The sequence below is a fragment of the Microbacterium aurugineum genome (assembly GCF_023101205.1).
Taxonomy (GTDB): Bacteria; Actinomycetota; Actinomycetes; order Actinomycetales; family Microbacteriaceae; genus Microbacterium; species Microbacterium aurugineum.
Genome location: NZ_CP078078.1, coordinates 1,443,034 through 1,459,941 on the forward strand (window position 1 = coordinate 1,443,034; position 16,908 = coordinate 1,459,941).

18 protein-coding genes are annotated in these 16,908 nt (G+C 68.0%); 15 read left to right on the plus strand and 3 right to left on the minus strand.

Annotated elements, in window-relative coordinates; all coding sequences use genetic code 11:
- Nucleotides 1-35: 35 nt before the first annotated feature.
- Nucleotides 36-689, plus strand: coding sequence for a DUF1990 family protein (locus KV397_RS07000; protein WP_047519935.1), 654 nt, complete (start codon nucleotides 36-38; stop codon nucleotides 687-689).
- Nucleotides 689-1,906 carry a radical SAM family heme chaperone HemW gene (hemW, locus tag KV397_RS07005; protein WP_261812513.1) on the plus strand — a complete coding sequence of 406 codons (1,218 nt, stop codon included), beginning with the start codon at nucleotides 689-691 and terminating at the stop codon, nucleotides 1,904-1,906. The genes KV397_RS07000 and hemW overlap by 1 nt, the downstream gene beginning before the upstream one ends.
- A 13-nt stretch (nucleotides 1,907-1,919) precedes the next feature.
- Here the strand turns inward: hemW and KV397_RS07010 are convergent, their stop codons facing one another.
- Nucleotides 1,920-3,338: a carboxylesterase/lipase family protein gene (locus KV397_RS07010; RefSeq protein WP_261812514.1), complete on the minus strand. Its 1,419-nt coding sequence runs from the start codon at nucleotides 3,336-3,338 to the stop codon at nucleotides 1,920-1,922.
- 102 nt (nucleotides 3,339-3,440) lie between these two features.
- On the opposite strand from KV397_RS07010, the gene hrcA reads away from it, so the two are divergent.
- From hrcA to KV397_RS07070, 12 genes are all read left to right on the plus strand, one after another.
- On the plus strand, nucleotides 3,441-4,472 hold the full coding sequence (gene hrcA, locus KV397_RS07015; protein WP_261812515.1) for a heat-inducible transcriptional repressor HrcA: 1,032 nt from the start codon (nucleotides 3,441-3,443) through the stop codon (nucleotides 4,470-4,472).
- Between the two features lie 36 nt (nucleotides 4,473-4,508).
- Nucleotides 4,509-5,624: a molecular chaperone DnaJ gene (dnaJ, locus tag KV397_RS07020; protein WP_131491196.1), complete on the plus strand. Its 1,116-nt coding sequence runs from the start codon at nucleotides 4,509-4,511 to the stop codon at nucleotides 5,622-5,624.
- 2 nt (nucleotides 5,625-5,626) lie between these two features.
- Nucleotides 5,627-6,355: a 16S rRNA (uracil(1498)-N(3))-methyltransferase gene (locus tag KV397_RS07025; RefSeq protein WP_261812516.1), complete on the plus strand. Its 729-nt coding sequence runs from the start codon at nucleotides 5,627-5,629 to the stop codon at nucleotides 6,353-6,355.
- A gap of 57 nt (nucleotides 6,356-6,412) precedes the next feature.
- A complete protein-coding gene (locus tag KV397_RS07030) occupies nucleotides 6,413-6,763 on the plus strand; it encodes a histidine triad nucleotide-binding protein (protein WP_232761720.1) in 351 nt (116 codons plus the stop codon).
- A gap of 79 nt (nucleotides 6,764-6,842) precedes the next feature.
- Nucleotides 6,843-7,868: a PhoH family protein gene (locus KV397_RS07035; protein WP_261812662.1), complete on the plus strand. Its 1,026-nt coding sequence runs from the start codon at nucleotides 6,843-6,845 to the stop codon at nucleotides 7,866-7,868.
- On the plus strand, nucleotides 7,865-8,323 hold the full coding sequence (ybeY, locus tag KV397_RS07040; protein WP_047519949.1) for an rRNA maturation RNase YbeY: 459 nt from the start codon (nucleotides 7,865-7,867) through the stop codon (nucleotides 8,321-8,323). The genes KV397_RS07035 and ybeY overlap by 4 nt, the downstream gene beginning before the upstream one ends.
- On the plus strand, nucleotides 8,320-9,615 hold the full coding sequence (locus tag KV397_RS07045) for a hemolysin family protein (protein WP_047519951.1): 1,296 nt from the start codon (nucleotides 8,320-8,322) through the stop codon (nucleotides 9,613-9,615). The genes ybeY and KV397_RS07045 overlap by 4 nt, the downstream gene beginning before the upstream one ends.
- Nucleotides 9,590-10,504, plus strand: coding sequence for a GTPase Era (era, locus tag KV397_RS07050; RefSeq protein WP_407665282.1), 915 nt, complete (start codon nucleotides 9,590-9,592; stop codon nucleotides 10,502-10,504). The genes KV397_RS07045 and era overlap by 26 nt, the downstream gene beginning before the upstream one ends.
- 54 nt (nucleotides 10,505-10,558) lie before the next feature.
- On the plus strand, nucleotides 10,559-11,080 hold the full coding sequence (locus tag KV397_RS07055) for an RNA polymerase sigma factor (RefSeq protein WP_261812518.1): 522 nt from the start codon (nucleotides 10,559-10,561) through the stop codon (nucleotides 11,078-11,080).
- Nucleotides 11,080-12,060 (plus strand): hypothetical protein, encoded by a 981-nt coding sequence (locus tag KV397_RS07060; protein WP_134351385.1) that lies wholly within the window; start codon nucleotides 11,080-11,082, stop codon nucleotides 12,058-12,060. The genes KV397_RS07055 and KV397_RS07060 overlap by 1 nt, the downstream gene beginning before the upstream one ends.
- Nucleotides 12,057-12,530, plus strand: coding sequence for a hypothetical protein (locus KV397_RS07065; protein WP_261812519.1), 474 nt, complete (start codon nucleotides 12,057-12,059; stop codon nucleotides 12,528-12,530). The genes KV397_RS07060 and KV397_RS07065 overlap by 4 nt, the downstream gene beginning before the upstream one ends.
- Nucleotides 12,531-12,542: 12 nt before the next feature.
- On the plus strand, nucleotides 12,543-13,532 hold the full coding sequence (locus KV397_RS07070; protein ID WP_261812520.1) for an NADP-dependent oxidoreductase: 990 nt from the start codon (nucleotides 12,543-12,545) through the stop codon (nucleotides 13,530-13,532).
- Here KV397_RS07070 and KV397_RS07075 read toward each other — a convergent pair.
- Nucleotides 13,504-14,151 (minus strand): hypothetical protein, encoded by a 648-nt coding sequence (locus tag KV397_RS07075; RefSeq protein ID WP_261812521.1) that lies wholly within the window; start codon nucleotides 14,149-14,151, stop codon nucleotides 13,504-13,506. The two genes, KV397_RS07070 and KV397_RS07075, sit on opposite strands and share 29 nt — an antisense overlap.
- A 194-nt stretch (nucleotides 14,152-14,345) precedes the next feature.
- Here KV397_RS07075 and leuA point away from each other — a divergent pair, with 194 nt between their 5' ends.
- Nucleotides 14,346-16,100, plus strand: coding sequence for a 2-isopropylmalate synthase (gene leuA / locus KV397_RS07080; RefSeq protein WP_261812522.1), 1,755 nt, complete (start codon nucleotides 14,346-14,348; stop codon nucleotides 16,098-16,100).
- A 97-nt stretch (nucleotides 16,101-16,197) separates the two neighbouring features.
- Here the strand turns inward: leuA and KV397_RS07085 are convergent, their stop codons facing one another.
- The gene (locus KV397_RS07085; RefSeq protein WP_047520132.1) at nucleotides 16,198-16,896 is read right to left on the minus strand and encodes a trimeric intracellular cation channel family protein; all 699 of its coding nucleotides are present in this window, start codon (nucleotides 16,894-16,896) and stop codon (nucleotides 16,198-16,200) included.
- Nucleotides 16,897-16,908 lie beyond the last annotated feature (12 nt).

Sequence of the window (16,908 nt, forward strand, 5' to 3'; positions counted from 1 at the left end):
TGTTCGCTCAGGCAACGCGAAGTAGGGTGGAGGTCATGCGGCGCGGGACTTTCCGAGACGACACGGTGGACTATGCGGCCGTGGGTGCGACCCATGCGCCCGATCTGATGCACTACCCGCCGGAGCGCAGCATCCCGGCGGAGGAATCCTGGCGGATCGGCAGCGGCGTCGAGCGGTTCCAGACCGCCGGGGAAGCTCTCCTGTCCTGGACGGCGCAGCGCGCTGCAGGGCTCTCGGTCGAAGACGTGCGGCCGGCACCCGGACCCGCATACGCGGGCGTGAGCTTCGACGCGGAGGGGAATCCGATCGCCCCGAGCAAGCGCGATGTCGAGCCCCGCTACGACGCCGAGGGCATGCCGTTCGTCGGCGCAGGGATGACGTTGCACCTGCGCGGACGAGTCGCGGGGATGCGCGCCGACGCCGAGCTCCGCGTGATCTCGGTCACGGAAGAGACCCGGCGCATCGGATTCGTCCTCGGCACCGTCGGCGGGTCCGTCGTCAGCGGTGAGGAGTCGTTCGACGTCGACTGGCGTGAGGACAACGACGAGGTGTGGTTCACCGTGCGAGCGTTCGACGCACCGAACGCCCTCATCTACCGGACGATTCCCGCTCTCATGAAGCGTCGTCGCCGCGAGCTGTTCGCGCGCTACCTGCGGGCGATCTCGCCGCTCTACGCGACCCCCGTCTGATGGCGGGACCGCTCCCTCTCGGAGATCCGGCGCCGACGGACGGGCATCTTCCCTCCGACCTCGTGATCGACCCGAACGTCCCGTTCTCCGCCTACCTGCACATTCCGTTCTGCACCGTTCGCTGCGGTTACTGCGACTTCAACACGTACACCTCGACCGAGCTGCGCGGGGCGAAGCAGGAAGACTACGCATCGACGTTGATCTCCGAGATCGCGCTCGCCCGTCGGGTGCTGGCTGATGCCGGGGCACTGCGTCCGATGGACACGGTCTTCTTCGGGGGTGGCACTCCGACACTCCTCCCCGCGGGAGACCTTGCCCGCATGCTCGAGGCGGCGACCGGAGCCTTCGGCCTCGCAGACGGGGCGGAGGTGACCGTCGAGGCGAACCCCGACACCGTGACCCCCGCGGTCGCCCGCACACTCGCCGACGCCGGCGTCACGCGGATGTCGGTGGGCATGCAGTCCGCCGTTCCCCACGTGCTCGCGTCCCTCGATCGCACGCACCGCCCCGAGAACGTGCGCACCGCGGTGGCTGCGGCGAAGGACGCCGGACTGGCGGTGAGCGTCGACCTGATCTACGGCGCACCGGGGGAGTCGCTCGCGGATTGGGAGGCCTCTCTCGATGCGGCACTCGCCCTCGAGCCCGACCACATCTCGGCGTACGCGCTCATCATCGAGGACGGCACCAAGCTCGCGCGCCAGATTCGTCGGGGCGAGGTCCCGACGCCGGACGATGACCTGCAGGCCGACATGTACGAGCTCGCCGATGCCCGCCTCGGGGCCGGGGGTTTCGATTGGTACGAGGTGAGCAACTTTGCGCGCACTCCGGAGCGACGCTCGCGGCACAACCTTGCCTATTGGCGGGGGACTGACTGGTGGGGGTTCGGCCCCGGTGCGCACAGCCACGTGGCCGGTCTGCGGTGGTGGAACGTGAAGCACCCGGCCGCCTACGCGCAGAGGCTCGCGGCATCCGAGTCGCCGGCGGCGGGAACCGAGCGCCCCGATGAGGAGTCGCGCACGCTGGAGCGGATCCTGCTGCTCAGCCGGATCCGCGAGGGGATCGCCGTCGATGAGGTGCCCGCCGGGAACCGGAGCCGGGTCGCGGGCCTCATCGCCGATGGCCTCGTCGACCCTGCGGCCGCGATCCGGGGGCGCATCCAGCTGACTCTGCGAGGGCGGCTCCTCGCGGATGCCGTGGTACGTGCGCTGACCGACTGACGCCGGAGCGCTGTCAGCCCGGAAGCAGGTCCATGCCCGCGGTGCGGCGCTGCGGCACCGTCGCACTGACCGTATCGAACACCCGCGTCCGACGCTCGGAGCCGTACACGGGCCAGCCCGGATCTCCGCCGCTCACGAACCCGACCCACGCTGTGTTCATCTCGGTCGCGAGTGCGCCCGGTGCCGCGGTGCCGGCGAGTCGTCGCGCCTCCTCATCGTCGAGCCGGTCGAACACGAAGCCGAGTTCGAGCGCATGCGCCGCTCGGAGGGCTCGAACGGGACTGGGCCACGCGAATTCGTAGACGTGCGTGCTCTCGGGGCGTGCGGATGCCACACGGCTCAGCGGTGCGCGCAGCATCATGTCGGTGACGAGTTGCCCGAAAACCTCTCCCGTGTTGGCTCCGGGGAATGCGGACCGGTACTCGGACACCGAGCGGCGCGGGATGCGCGAGAGGAGACGTGCGGCCTGCAGCTTGAACTCGCTGATGCCGGCGAGCGCCTCGGGCGGGAACCACAATCGGTACTCGTCGGTGTTGCTGCCGATGAGCAGTGGCGTGTCGATCTCGCCGAGGACCTCGTGAGGGGACCGCGGAAGGCTGTCCGGATCGATCGCGATCTGGAAGCCGGGTGCGCCGCCGAGCGGGGAGGAGCCTGCGGACTGTTCTCTCCTCGCGTCGAGGAGCTGCGCGGGCGAGAGCGCGGCGAACGAGTCCCGATCGGCGTGGACCCCGAGGCGCTTCGCGAGCTGCGCCGTCACACGTCCCGCCTTCTTCGGGGTCTGCGCCTGGAGCGGGCCCGACTCGATGATCGCGCGACTGATGAGAGCGCGGGAGTCGTCTCGGGCGAGCAAGGCCGCCACGATCGCGCCGCCCGCCGATTCCCCCATCGCCGTGATGTGTGATGGATCCCCGCCGAACGCCGAGATCTCGCGGTGCACCCACTCCACGGCCGCAGCAGCGTCGCGCAGACCGAGATTGCGGGGGGCGCCGTCGAGGACGGAGAAGCCCTCGGAACCCAGACGGTAGTTGATGGAGACGAAGACGATGCCCGCCCTGGCGAACACCGCCCCGTCGTAGAGCGGCAGCGCGGCAGTGCCCCGCTCGAGCGCTCCGCCATGGATCCACAGCAGCACGGGGGCATCGGACGCGTCGGTCGGAGCCCACACGTTCGCGGTCAGGATGTCGTCACCGTCGAGGATCACCGACCCCAGCAGCTCGCCGATCGGACCCGCGTACGGCACCTGCGGTGAGGTCGGGCCGAAGCGGGTGGCCTCGCGGACGCCGGACCAGGCATCGACCGGCTGGGTGGCGCGGAATCGGTTCGCCCCGAACGGCGCCTGCGCATAGGGAATGCCGAGGTAACGGACGACCCCGCCCTCCTCGGTGCCGCGGACGATGCCGCACGACAGGGTGGCCTGGGGTGAGGTGGTCATGAGCGTCATCCTAGGGTTGTGCGTCTGCAGTACGGAGATCACCGAGCTGAACGGGGTAGGATTGGCACTCTGAACGTCCGAGTGCCAGCGGAAGGGAAGGCGATGGTCACAGAGCGAGGACTCCAGGTTCTCCGCGCGATCGTGCAGGACTACGTCGAGACCCACGAACCCGTCGGCAGCCGTTCCATCGTGGACCGCCACTCCTTCGGCGTTTCCGCGGCGACCATCCGCAACGACATGGCGCTGCTCGAAGACGAAGAACTCATCACGGCGCCGCACACGTCTTCAGGGCGGGTGCCCACCGACAAGGGCTATCGCGTCTTCGTGAATCATCTCGCGCAGCTGCGACCGCTCTCCTCGGCGCAGCGCTCCGCCATCGAGTCGTTCCTCGGCGAGCCGGCCGACCTCGACGACCTCATGGTGCGCACGGTCCGGGTGCTGACCCAGCTCACCGGCCAGGTCGCACTCGCGCAGTACCCCTCGTTCGCCCGCGCACACGTCACGCACGTGGAGCTCGTCGCGCTGGCGCCCAATCGGCTCCTGATCGTCCTCGTCACCGACGCCGGGGGAGTGTCGCAGCGTGTGGCCATGTTGCCGGAGGCGATCGACGAGGCCGAGATGGCGGTGCTGTGGGCGCGCCTGTCCGCGCTGATCACGGGGCAGGGCATCGGCGAGGCATCCGACCGGCTTCAGGGGCTGCTCGCGGCGGATGAGGTGGCCAAGGACCGCGTGCTGCGCTCGATCGCCGGTGTCGTGATGGATGAACTCGGCGGGTTCCGGCAGGAGCGTCTGGTGATGGCGGGTGCCGCCACCCTCGCACGTCGAGAACAGGACTTCCGTGGAAGCATCCATCCGCTTCTCGAAGCGATCGAGGAGCAGGTGACGCTGCTGCGGCTGATGAGCGAGATGGTGACCGACGAGCACGGACTCGCGGCCAGCATCGGCACGGAGAACGCGCCGTTCGGCCTCGGTGAGGCATCGATCGTCGCCAGCAACTACGCCGCCCCCAGCGGTACGGCGCGAGTCGGCGTCATGGGGCCGACGCGCATGGACTACCCGAGCAACCTCGCCGCAGCACGGGCCGTAGCCCGCTACCTGTCGCGGATGCTCGACGAAGATGAGGCAGGCCGCTGACGCGGCCGCCGAGAGAACACACGCAGAAAGGCGATTGTGGCGGACCACTATGAGGTTCTCGGGGTGTCCCGGGACGCTTCCACCGACGAGATCAAGAAGGCGTATCGACGTCTTGCGCGACAGCTGCACCCGGATGTGAATCCCGGTGAGGACGCAGCGGAGCGCTTCAAGCTCGTCACCCACGCGTACGACGTCCTCAGCGATGACGACTCGCGTCGCCGCTACGACATGGGCGGCGGGGACGGCGCTGCCGGCAACTTCGGCGGCTTCGGCGGCTTCGGGGACATCTTCGAGACGTTCTTCGGCGCGTCGCAGGGCGGTGGGCGCGGCGCGCGTCCGCGTTCGCGTCGGGAGCGCGGGCAGGACGCACTCGTGCGGGTGTCCCTCGACCTGGGCGATGTGGTGTTCGGTGCACATCGCGACATCGAGGTCGATACGGCCGTGCTGTGCGAGACCTGTCAGGGGTCCTGCTGCCAGGAGGGCACCTCGCCCGTCACGTGCGACATCTGCGGTGGCTCGGGGCACGTGCAGCGACAGGTGCGGAGCCTCCTCGGCAACGTCGTGACCTCCCAGCCGTGCGGCACCTGCGAGGGGTACGGCACCACCATCCCGCATCCGTGCGGCACCTGCGGCGGGCAGGGACGCGTGCGCTCGCGTCGGACGGTCTCCCTCGACATCCCGGCCGGCGTCGAGACCGGACTCCGCCTCCAGCTCCCCGGTTCCGGGGAGGTCGGCAAGGCGGGCGGTCCGAACGGAGATCTGTACGTCGAGGTGACGGTCAACGCCCACCCGGCGTTCAGCCGTGACGGCGATGACCTGCTCGCGACGCTCGAAGTGTCGATGACCGACGCGATCCTCGGCACCGAGACCACGATCCAGGGACTGGATGGTGAGGTCGATCTCGAGATCCGGGCCGGCGTGCAGTCCGGTGACGTGCTGACCATCAAGGGGCGAGGCATCACCCCGCTCCGTGGCACGCAGCGCGGTGATCTGCGCGTCGGCGTCCAGGTGCTCACCCCGACCAGACTCGATTCGGCGCAGCGGGCTCTCATCGAGGACTTCGCGAAGAAGACCAAGGCCCCGGACCCCCAGCTCGCGCAGTTCCAGCAGGGCCTCTTCTCGAAGCTCCGCGATCGTTTCCGCAGCCACTGATCATGGCTCTGCACTTCTTGGTCGAGTCGGCCTCGGACGCGGTTGTCGGCGATGTCGTCTCCTTGACCGGGGCCGAGGCGAAGCACGCGGCCGTCGTCCGTCGACTTCGAGTCGGTGAAGAGGTGACCGTCGGTGACGGAGCCGGAGTGTGGCTGACCGGTGCAGCGGAGGAGGTGTCCCCGACACGCGTGGAGGTGCGAATCGCCCGGCGCTCGGAGCACCCGGCTCCGTCTCCGCGGATCACCCTCGTCCAGGCGCTGGCGAAGGGCGACCGGGACGAGCTCGCCGTGCAGGCGGCCTGCGAGCTCGGAGTCGACGAGATCGTGCCCTGGCAGGCGGCGCGCAGTGTCTCCCGCTGGGAAGGGCCGAAGGCGGTGAAGGGCCGCGAGCGGTGGGCGACCATCGTCCGCGAAGCCGCCAAGCAGGCCCACCGCTCGTGGCTTCCGGACGTCGTCGCCCCGGCGTCGACGAGACAACTCGCCGAACGTGCGAGCTCACAGCGTGTCCTCGTGCTCGACCCCACCGCGGCGGTGCGCCTGTCGGAGATCGAGGCAGACGGCCGCGATCTGATGCTGGTGGTGGGGCCGGAAGGCGGGATCTCGGACGAGGAACTCGACCGGCTTACCGAGGCGGGTGCCGAGCGCGTACGTCTCGGCGACACGGTGCTGCGCACATCGACGGCAGGTCCGGCCGCGATCGCCGTGCTCTCCGTGACCCTCGGGCGCTGGTGACCTCCCGCGCCGAGGCGACAGGGGAGCGGGCATGCCGCGATCAGTAGACTTGAGCACATGACGGAACCCTCGATCTTCACGCGCATTCTGAACGGGGAGATCCCTGCCGAGATCCTCGGGGAGACGGAGCGGGTCTTCGCGCTGCGGGACATCGCTCCGCAGGCTCCCGTGCACCTGCTCGTCGTACCCAAGTCCGCCGACTACCGCGACGTCACCGAACTCGCTGCCGGAGACCCGTCGCTCCTGGCCGAGATGGTCGCGTTCGCCACGGAGTTGGCTGCGAAGCACAGCGACGACGGCGACTTCCGCCTCGTCTTCAACACCGGCGCCGGTGCCGGACAGACCGTTTTCCACGTCCATGCGCATGTGCTGGCCGGAGGATTGACTGAGAAGAGTGTCGGTGCCTGAGAATCACGAACCGCAGGAGCGCAGCCTGGGCGGCCGGCCTCCCGAGTCCGTCGAGACGATCTATGCCGACGGAGTCGCCATGGTGCAGCTGCTCGGTCCGCAGGACCGTCTGCTGCGGATGCTCGAGAGGGAGCATCCTGACGTCCAGGTGCTCGTCCGCGGGAACGAGATCACCCTCAGCGGTGACACCGACGCGGTCGGGAAGGCGAAGGCGCTCGTGGAGGAGCTGCTTGCAATGACCCGGGCCGGGCACGATCTGGCTCCGAGCGACGTCTCCAGTTCCGCACGCATGCTGCGTCAGGAGGGGGGACCGCGGCCCAGCGAGGTGCTCGGTGAGGCGATCCTGACGACGCGCGGGAAGGTGATCCGTCCGAAGACCCTCGGCCAGAAGGAGTACGTCGACGCGATCGAGGAGAACACGGTCGTCTTCGGCATTGGTCCCGCCGGTACCGGCAAGACCTACCTCGCGATGGCGAAGGCCGTTCAGGCGCTGCAGCGCAAGGAGGTCACCCGGATCATCCTCACGCGGCCCGCGGTCGAGGCGGGGGAGCGGCTCGGGTTCCTTCCCGGCACGCTCACCGACAAGATCGACCCGTACCTGCGGCCGTTGTACGACGCCCTCAACGAGATGATGGACCCGGAGATCGTCCCGCGTCTGATGGCGACGGGGACCATCGAGGTCGCTCCGCTCGCGTACATGCGCGGGCGCACGCTGAACGATTCTTTCGTCGTGCTCGACGAGGCCCAGAACACCACGCCCGAGCAGATGAAGATGTTCCTCACCCGTCTCGGCTTCGGCACGCGGATGGTGGTGACGGGCGACATCACCCAGGTCGACCTCCCGCAGGGCTCGTCTGGTCTCCGACTCGTGACGCGTGTGCTCGACGGTATCGACGACATCCACTTCGCGCGGCTCACCAGCGCCGACGTCGTGCGGCACTCGCTGGTCGGCCGCATCGTCGACGCATACAGCGAGTACGACGAGAAGCGCACCGCCCAGCGCTTCGAACGCGAACAGGCCGCCGAGTTCGCCAACAGGGCCGACCGCCGAGGGGCGCAGCGCCCCGGACCGCGGGACCGCATGCCGAAACGAGGACTCTCATGATCGAGATCAACAACGAGTCGGCCATCGACGTCGACGAGACCGTGCTGCAGCGGCTCACGGACTACAACCTCGCGCAGCTCCACGTCAGCCCGGATGCCGAGGTCGCCATCGTCCTCGTGGACGAGGGTGCCATGGAGGCGCTTCACGTGCAGTGGATGGACGAGCCCGGTCCCACCGACGTGCTCAGCTTCCCGATGGACGAGCTCCGTCCCGGCACCGAGGACCGTCCGACCGCTCCCGGACTGCTGGGCGACATCGTGCTGTGCCCCCAGGTGGCCGAGACACAGGCTCAGGCGGCGAAGCACACGCTGATGGACGAGCTCATCCTGCTCACCACGCACGGGCTGCTCCACCTCCTCGGCTTCGATCATGCTGAACCCGACGAGGAGCGTGAGATGTTCGGACTGCAGAAGGAGCTGATCCAGGGCTTCGCCGCGTCCGAACGCCGCCGATGACGGCCGTCCTCCTGCTCATCGGAGCCGTCCTGCTGGTCGCCTTCGGCGGTCTCATGGCCGCGATCGATGCCGCGTACGGTGTCACCTCCCGCGTCGGTCTCGCCGATATGGCGAATGAGGGGCGCAAAGCGAAGGCTCTGCGACGCATCGCCGCCGATCTGGATGCGCACGTCAACGCCGTCGCCTTCATCCGCGTGCTGGCGGAGGTCACCGCAGCCGTCCTCGTGACGGTCGCGTTCACGATCCTCATCGACAACAACTGGTGGGCGATGCTCGCCGCCGCGGTGCTGATGACGGCGATCACGTTCGTGCTCGTCGGTGCGAGTCCGCGCTCCTTCGGCCGCCAGCACGCCGAAGGCATGATCCGCCGGACCGCGTCGATCGTGCGCGGCCTCCGCATCATCCTCGGCCCGCTCGCCCAGGCTCTCGTGGTGCTGGGCAACAGGGTCACGCCGGGCACCGGTCGCAGCTCCTTCACGAGTGAGGATCAGTTGCTCAGCATGGTCGACGAGGCCGCCTCCAACGACCTCATCGAGGAAGACGATCGCGACCTCATCCACTCGGTGTTCGACTTCACCGATCAGTTCGTCCGCGCCGTGATGGTGCCCCGGACCGAGATGGTGACGGTCGATGCGACCGCCACGACCGACGAGGCAATGTCGCTGTTCCTGAACCGCGGCGTCTCGAGGATGCCGGTCGTGGATGATGACGCGGATGACGTCGTCGGCGTTCTGTATCTCAAGGACCTCGTGCAGTTCGCGTATCGCGATGACAGCGCCTGGCGGGCCGCGTCGATCCGGCCGATCGCACGGCCTGCGACCTTCGTGCCGGAGTCCATGCGCGCGGAGACCCTGCTGCAGCAGATGAAGCGCGACGCCGTGCACGTGTGCCTGGTGATCGACGAGCACGGAGGAATCTCGGGGCTCGTGACGCTGGAGGACCTGATCGAGGAACTCGTGGGAGAGATCTCGGATGAGTACGATCAGGTATCCGCAGAATTCGTCGACCTCGGTCACGGACGATACCGCGTGAGCGCGCGTCTCTCCCTCGAAGACGTGGGTGATCTCTTCGGCCTCGAGCTCGAGGATGAAGACGTCGACTCGATCGGCGGCTTGCTCGGCAAGGCGCTGGGACAGGTTCCGCAGCCCGGCGCGACGGCCACCGTGGCAGGGCTGGTTCTGACGGGTGGGGCATCTCGTGGTCGTGGTCGCGGGATCGCGACGGTGTTCGTGGAACGGGCGGCAGGGGAACCTGTCGCGACGCAGGATGAAGGAGAGCGAGACGATGACTGAGGAAACCCGAAGCGGGTTCGTGACGTTCGTCGGTCGACCCAACGTCGGCAAGTCGACGCTGACGAACGCTCTCGTCGGTGAGAAGATCGCGATCACCAGTGAGAAACCCCAGACGACACGGCGCGCCATCCGCGGCATCGTGAACCGCCCGGAAGGGCAGCTCGTCATCGTCGACACCCCGGGGATCCACAAGCCGCGCACGTTGCTCGGCGAACGCTTGAACGACCTCGTGGAGCAGGTGCTCGGTGACGTCGACGTGATCGGATTCTGCGTCCCGGCCAATGAGAAGGTCGGCCCGGGGGATCGACGGATCGCGGCTTCGCTCGACGGCTACCCGCGGGCGAAGAAGATCGCGATCGTGACGAAGACCGATGCGGCGGCGCGTGACGAGATCACCGCGAGGCTGCTCGAGGTGGATGCTCTGCGTGAGGACTGGGCAGCGGTCATCCCGCTCTCGGCACTCACCCGCGATCAGCTCGATGTGCTCTCCGATGAGATCCTGCTGCTGATGCCGAAGGGCCCCGCCTTGTATCCGGAGGGGATCACGACAGATGAGTCCGAGGAGGACCGCATCGCCGAGATGATCCGCGAAGCAGCGCTCGAAGGAGTGCGTGACGAGCTCCCGCACTCGATAGCGATCGTGATCGACGACATCGCGCCGCGCGAGGGCACCGACCTGACCGACGTGCACGCCTCGATCGTGGTGGAACGCGATAGCCAGAAGGCGATCATCATCGGTCACAAGGGCAAGCGTCTCAGCGAGGTGGGAGCTCGTGCCCGTACCGGTATCGAAGAACTGCTCGGCACCCGTGTGTTCCTGGGCCTGCATGTCAAGGTCGCGAAGGAGTGGCAGCGCGACCCGAAGCAACTCGGCAGACTCGGCTTCTGACATGCGAGCAGGTCACACGTCGATGGCGGCGGGAAGGCCGCCGACCCCGGCGACATGAACGATCGCAGCGAAGACCCGAATCCGCTGCGCGACGAGGTCTTCATCCGAGTGTTCGATGAGCACTGGGCAGCTGTGCGGCACCACATCGAAGGAGTCGTCGCGGATGACCAGGAAGTCACCGAGATCGTCTCGGAGGTCTTCCTGAGCGCGTGGACCCGGCTCCGGCCTGTTCGTCCACCCGGCCGGGTCTGGTTGCTCCGCGTCGCCGACCGGCACCTGCGTGCGCGTGTCGGACCGAAGTCGATGCCGCACAGTGCGCTCGAGGCCGTGCATCAGGGGGTCTTCGGGGAGGACGAGGAATCCGGCCGACAGGGTCGTTTCGAAGTCATCCGTGCTTTGGGTGTCCTCACTCAGGAACAACGGCGTATCATCATGCTGACGTACTGGGATGGACTCGCGGTGGGGGAGATCGCGCAGTTGTTGCGCGCTTCCGAGTTCCGCGTGCGGAAGAGGCTGAGCCGAGCACAGGATCGCCTGCGTGCGGAGCTGGGCCTGGGAGGGGGTGATGACGGGTGATGACGCAGAACGCGGTGCTCGAGCGCATGCTGACCGACGCCGACCCTGCTTCCACGCCTCGTGACGCGTCGCCGGATGTACGGGCACTCGCGACCCGCGATCGCATCCTCCGCACGACGCGTGCTCCGAAACGACGTCGCGCGCGCACGCTCGGGTGGGCCGGCGGTCTCACCGCGGTCGCGGCGTCCGCGGCGCTGGCGTTCGCCGTCTTCGCACCGCAGGGTGCCGCCGTCGCCGGAACGCCGTCGCCGCTCGACTTCAGCGGCTCGTCGACCGTCGCCCAGATCGTCGATGAGGCGGGCGTCGCCCTCGCGAACTCGACCGGGCCTTCGATTCCTTCGCGCACGGTCAGGACGGCCTCGTGGGGATTCTCGGTCGAGGTCGACACGAAGACCACGACCGTCGTCCCCCAACTGTCGACGCTCACCTGGGAGCCCGACGGCTCCGGACGGATGATCATCATCGCGGGCGTTCCGTACGATCCGGAAGACGCGGTCGCCAGCAATGGGGCCGAGGTCACCAGCAGCGGCGAGGTCGTCACCGATCTGATCATGGGAGAAGGCGACTTCGAGACCCCGTGGAAGACGGTTCCCGGCGAGACCGGCGAGGACATGGTCGCCATGCTCCGCGCGTTCGGCATGCCGGAGGATCCGACGGCCTTCGACGTGGAGACGGCGATGACCACGGCGCTCGACCAGTGGACGCTGACCGACGCGCAGCACGAGGAACTGCTCGTTCTGCTCGCGGAGACGGGCGGCGGCGAAGCTCTCGGGACGACGACGGATCGACTGGGCCGACCGGTGTCCGGCATCCGCGTCCTGTCACCGGACGGGTCCGTGAGCGACCTGATCCTGGTGTCGCGCGAGACCGGTCGGATCGTCGGCATCGAACGCACGGTGCTGAAGGACGACGGGGTGTTCTCCGCGGGCGCCATCATCTCCTACCGGATGTGGGACCTCGATGCGGACACCGTCCGATGAAGCTCCGCACCGTGCTGGCGGCCGTCCTGTTCGGCGCCGTCCTGGCGTGGGGAGCGGTGCCGACCATGGCTTCGGCGCGCGATGATCATGACGTCGATCCGCTGGTCGCGGCGATACTCGACGACGTCCCCGGTGGTGTGATCGTCGATGCGACTCACGCCGTGTGGCCGGCGCTGGACATGGCTCTGAGCGTGCCGTCGGTATCGGACCTGACGGCGCGCTCCGTCGGGAGCTGTGCGACCGCCAGGTTCTGCGCATACAACGCGCTCTCCCTGGCCGGAGCGTCGCTCTCCTTCGGAGGCTGCGGAGTCAGCACCGTGCCGCCGAGCTTCACCGTGCGGTCCGTGGCGAATGCGCGCAGTGCCGGATACGTCTACGCACGCAACGGTGCCACCGTGTTGAAGACGGTGAGCGCCGGAAACTGGGCGAACGTGTCCGGTACCGTGAACAACCTTCGCTGCGCCGCCTGAGCGAGTCCGCCGATGTCGACGTCGAAGAAGCTCCTCGAAGCACGACATTGGGTCGCGACGTCGTGGGGCTCGCCCGAGGCATGGGAGTTCACCGACGTCAGCCTTCCGCCACCGACGGCGGGTGAGGTGACGATCCGTGTGCGCGCCGCGGGGGTGAACCCGGCCGACGCGAAACACGTCGCCGCGGCGAGGTCCGACTCCGCTCTCCCGGTCCCGATCGGCTACGAGGTCTCCGGTGAGATCATCGCGATCGGACCGGACACGCGGATCGGCTCCGGGACCGCGTCGGAGGGCGATGAGGTCGTGGCTTTCCGGGTGCGGGGCGGATACGCGACGGCACTCACCGTTCCCGCAGAGAAGGTGTTCGCGAAACCGTCGACCCTCTCGCATCCGGAGGCGGCGAACCTGCTGCTCGTGGGCACCACGGCCGCCGAGATGCTCGCGGTCACCGGGGCGACGCCAGGGGAGACCATCCTCCTCCACGGTGCCTCAGGCGCGGTCGGGGTGAGCGTCTTGCAACAGGCCCGGCTGCGAGGCATCCGTGTCATCGGTACGGCGAGCGAGAACCGCTTCGATGAGGTGACCCGATTCGGCGGCATACCTGTCCGCTACGGCACGGGGCTCGCCGATCGCGTGAGAGAGGTGGCGGCGGGGCCCATCTCGGCGGCACTCGATGCTGTCGGTACGGACGAGGCCGTGGACGTGTCGCTCGCTCTCGTGTCCGCCCCTCGCCGCATCGTCACGATCGCGGCCCCCGGTCGCGCCGCGGCCGCAGGGTTCCTCGCGATCGCGGGTTCCCTGCCGGCCAGTGCCCGCTTCCGCGACGAGGTGCGGCGAGAGCTGATCGCGCTGGCCCAGAACGGCGACCTCGTGGTGCCCCTCGCGCAGACCTTCCCGCTCGAGGGAGCCCAAGACGCCCACCGCCTCCTGGCGACGGGACACCCCGGAGGGAAGCTGGCTCTGATCCCGGAGGTCAGTCGGTCTCGCGAAGTGCGGAGCTGACGACCACCACTCCTTCTCCGTACTCGGCGTCCATCGCTTCCTGGATCGTGCCGTCATCCCAGACGACCTGTACCCAGACATATCCGCGATCCGTCCCGACCGTGACCGCTTCCGTGCCGAGGCGTGCCGCGATGTCGTCTTGGACCCGTGCGAGCTCATCCTCGGGAGTCGCGCCGTCGACTCCTCCCGTCGGATCCTCCGGAGCGATCGAGTCGTACAGTGCGGCCATGATCGGCGGATCGGTCAGGGTGAGTCGCTCGCCGTCGTAGGTGGCGTACACCGCATAGTCGCCCCAGGTCGTCTCGCCGCTGTCGTCGCTGCCTTCGACGCCGTCCCAGGTCCAGCCGTCCAACGGCACGCCGTGGCACTGCGGCGGGTAGGACTCCAGGATCGCCCCCAGGCACAACTGCACGTCCCCGCTCGCGTCCAGCACCATGCCCACCCCGACCACACGCCCCTCCGGCGGCGCGGGGTGCGCCTCTTCCAGCCGTTGATCGGACGGAACCGTGGTGCTCGTGGGTGCCGCCGCGGGTCCGGGGACGAACGCGCAACCGCCGAGGAAGAGGAGACCGACGGCGGATACCGCGGCGAGGGCCAGAGGACGTAGCGATGTGCTCATGTGCGGGAAGTGTCGCGCGGCGCGCAATCGTCTCAGATCCGTCGAAGTGGAGGCGTGTTCCCTGCTAGCATGACGACATGCCTTTCGGCGGTCTGCTTCTTCTTAGCTGCCGCGACGAGTCCTCAAGCTAGGGCCTCCCTCGTCGCGGCGCTTGTGTTGGCCCGTTCATTTCGACGAAGAGAAGAAGCCCCATCATGCAGAACACTCAGCGCCCGTCCGCGATGCCGATCCACAAGTATCGGCCGTTCCACGAGCAGATCAACGTCCACCTGCCCGACCGCACCTGGCCGGACGCCCGAATCACCGAGGCTCCCCGCTGGTGCGCCGTCGACCTCCGCGACGGCAACCAGGCTCTGATCGACCCGATGTCGCCGGAGCGCAAGCGGGTCATGTTCGAGCTGCTCGTGAGCATGGGCTACAAGGAGATCGAGGTCGGTTTCCCGTCGGCGAGCCAGACCGACTTCGATTTCGTCCGTCAGCTCATCGAAGAGAACCTGATCCCGGACGACGTGACCATCCAGGTGCTGACCCAGGCCCGCGAGCACCTCATCGAGCGCACCTACGAGTCGATCGCCGGTGCGAAGCAGGCCATCGTGCATCTCTACAACTCCACGAGCGTGCTGCAGCGCGAGGTCGTCTTCCGCACCGACAAGCAGGGCATCATCGACATCGCGCTCGAAGGAGCGCGCCTGTGTCGGAAGTTCGAGAAGACGATCCCCGACACGAAGGTGTACTACGAGTACTCGCCCGAGAGCTACACGGGTACTGAGCTCGAGTTCGCGGTCGACATCTGCAACCAGGTCATCGAGGTGTTCGAGCCGACGGCGGACCGCAAGGTGATCATCAACCTGCCGGCCACCGTCGAGATGGCTTCTCCGAACGTCTACGCCGACTCCATCGAGTGGATGAGCCGGCACCTGAACCACCGCGAGAACGTCATCCTCTCCCTGCACCCGCACAATGACCGCGGCACCGCGATCGCGGCCGCGGAGCTCGGCTACATGGCCGGTGCCGACCGCATCGAGGGATGCCTGTTCGGCAACGGCGAGCGCACGGGCAACGTCGACATCGTGGCTCTGGGGATCAACCTCTTCACGCAGGGCATCGACCCGCAGATCGACTTCAGCGACATCGACCAGGTCAAGCGCACGGTCGAATACTGCAACCAGCTCCCCGTGCCGGAGCGCAGCCCGTGGGCCGGCGACCTGGTCTTCACCGCCTTCAGCGGATCGCACCAGGATGCGATCAAGAAGGGCTTCGAGGCGATGGAGGCGCGGGCGACCGCCGAGGGCGTGACGGTCGACGAGATCGAGTGGGCCGTTCCTTATCTGCCGGTCGACCCGAAGGACCTCGGACGTTCGTACGAGGCGGTCATCCGCGTCAACTCGCAGTCCGGCAAGGGCGGAGTCGCCTACCTGCTGAAGTCGGACCACGCGATCGACCTGCCGCGCAAGCTGCAGATCGAGTTCTCGGGGGTCGTGCAGGCCAAGACCGATGCCGAAGGCGGTGAAGTCACGTCCGACCAGATCTGGTCGATCTTCAACGACGAGTATCTGCCTGCCGATGACTCGACGGCCAAGTGGGGGCGCTTCGAGCTGCTCGCCACGCAGACCCGCAGCGACATGTCGGGTGACGTCGTGCTCGATGTCGTCCTGCGTGACGATGACGACCAGCTGGCCGTGTCGGGGAACGGCAACGGACCTGTGGCCGCCTTCGTCGAGGTGTTGCGCGGCCAGGGCTTCGACATCACGGTGTACGACTATGTCGAGCACGCTCTCAGCGCGGGCGGCGACGCGCAGGCCGCGGCCTACGTCGAGTTGCAGGTCGGCGACCAGCGGCTGTGGGGTGTCGGTATCGACGGCGATATCTCCACCGCATCGCTCAAGGCGATCGTGTCGGGTGTGAACCGTTCGATCCGCACTCGTCAGCACGAGCTCGCAGCGGTCTGATCTCCGACGTGGAACGCCCCCGGCCTTGTACCGGGGGCGTTTCGCATTCGGATCACTCTGATCGTCTGCTGCCGTGCCGCATCCCGGAAGCCGAGGTTCAGAGGTCGGCGCTGGGCTTCACGATCGCGATCGCACCCGTCTCCGCGGCGACCTTGCGTCGGTAGATGCGGCGCTGCTCCGGGAGGGAGACGTCGAACGTGACGGCGAGGACGCGGATGACGGCGGTGACCGCGATCCCGATGATCGCCGCGAGCGTGATCGGCATCCCCAGTGCGACGGCGATCACGATGAAGGTGCACCCCGCGCCGGCGGCCACCGCATAGAGGGATCCGACGTGCATGATCGCGGTCGGCAACCCCATGAGCATGTCGCGCAGGACGCTTCCGCCCACCGCGGCGCAGACCCCGATGAACACGGCCGGGACCTCGGGGATCCCGAACGCGAGAGCCTTGCTCGTCCCGAACGCGCCGAACATCCCGATCACGACGGCGTCGAGGACCACGATCGCGGTGTTCAGCCGCGTGAAGAGGCCGGCGAGCAGCATCCCGAAGAGGGCCGCACCACCGGCCGTCACGAGGTACCACTGGTTCTGCAGGGTCGCGGGCGTCTGCCCGAGCAGGATGTCGCGGATCAGACCGCCGCCCATCCCGATCATGATCCCGATGATGGCGACACCGAGCCAGTCGAGCCGGCGTTGGCCCTGGAACCCCGAGGCGAACATCGCACCCTGGACCCCGCCCAGGCCGACGCCGAGCAGGTCCGCCCACAGCGGAATGATGAAGAGCGGTTCGGTCACGCGTCCATTCTC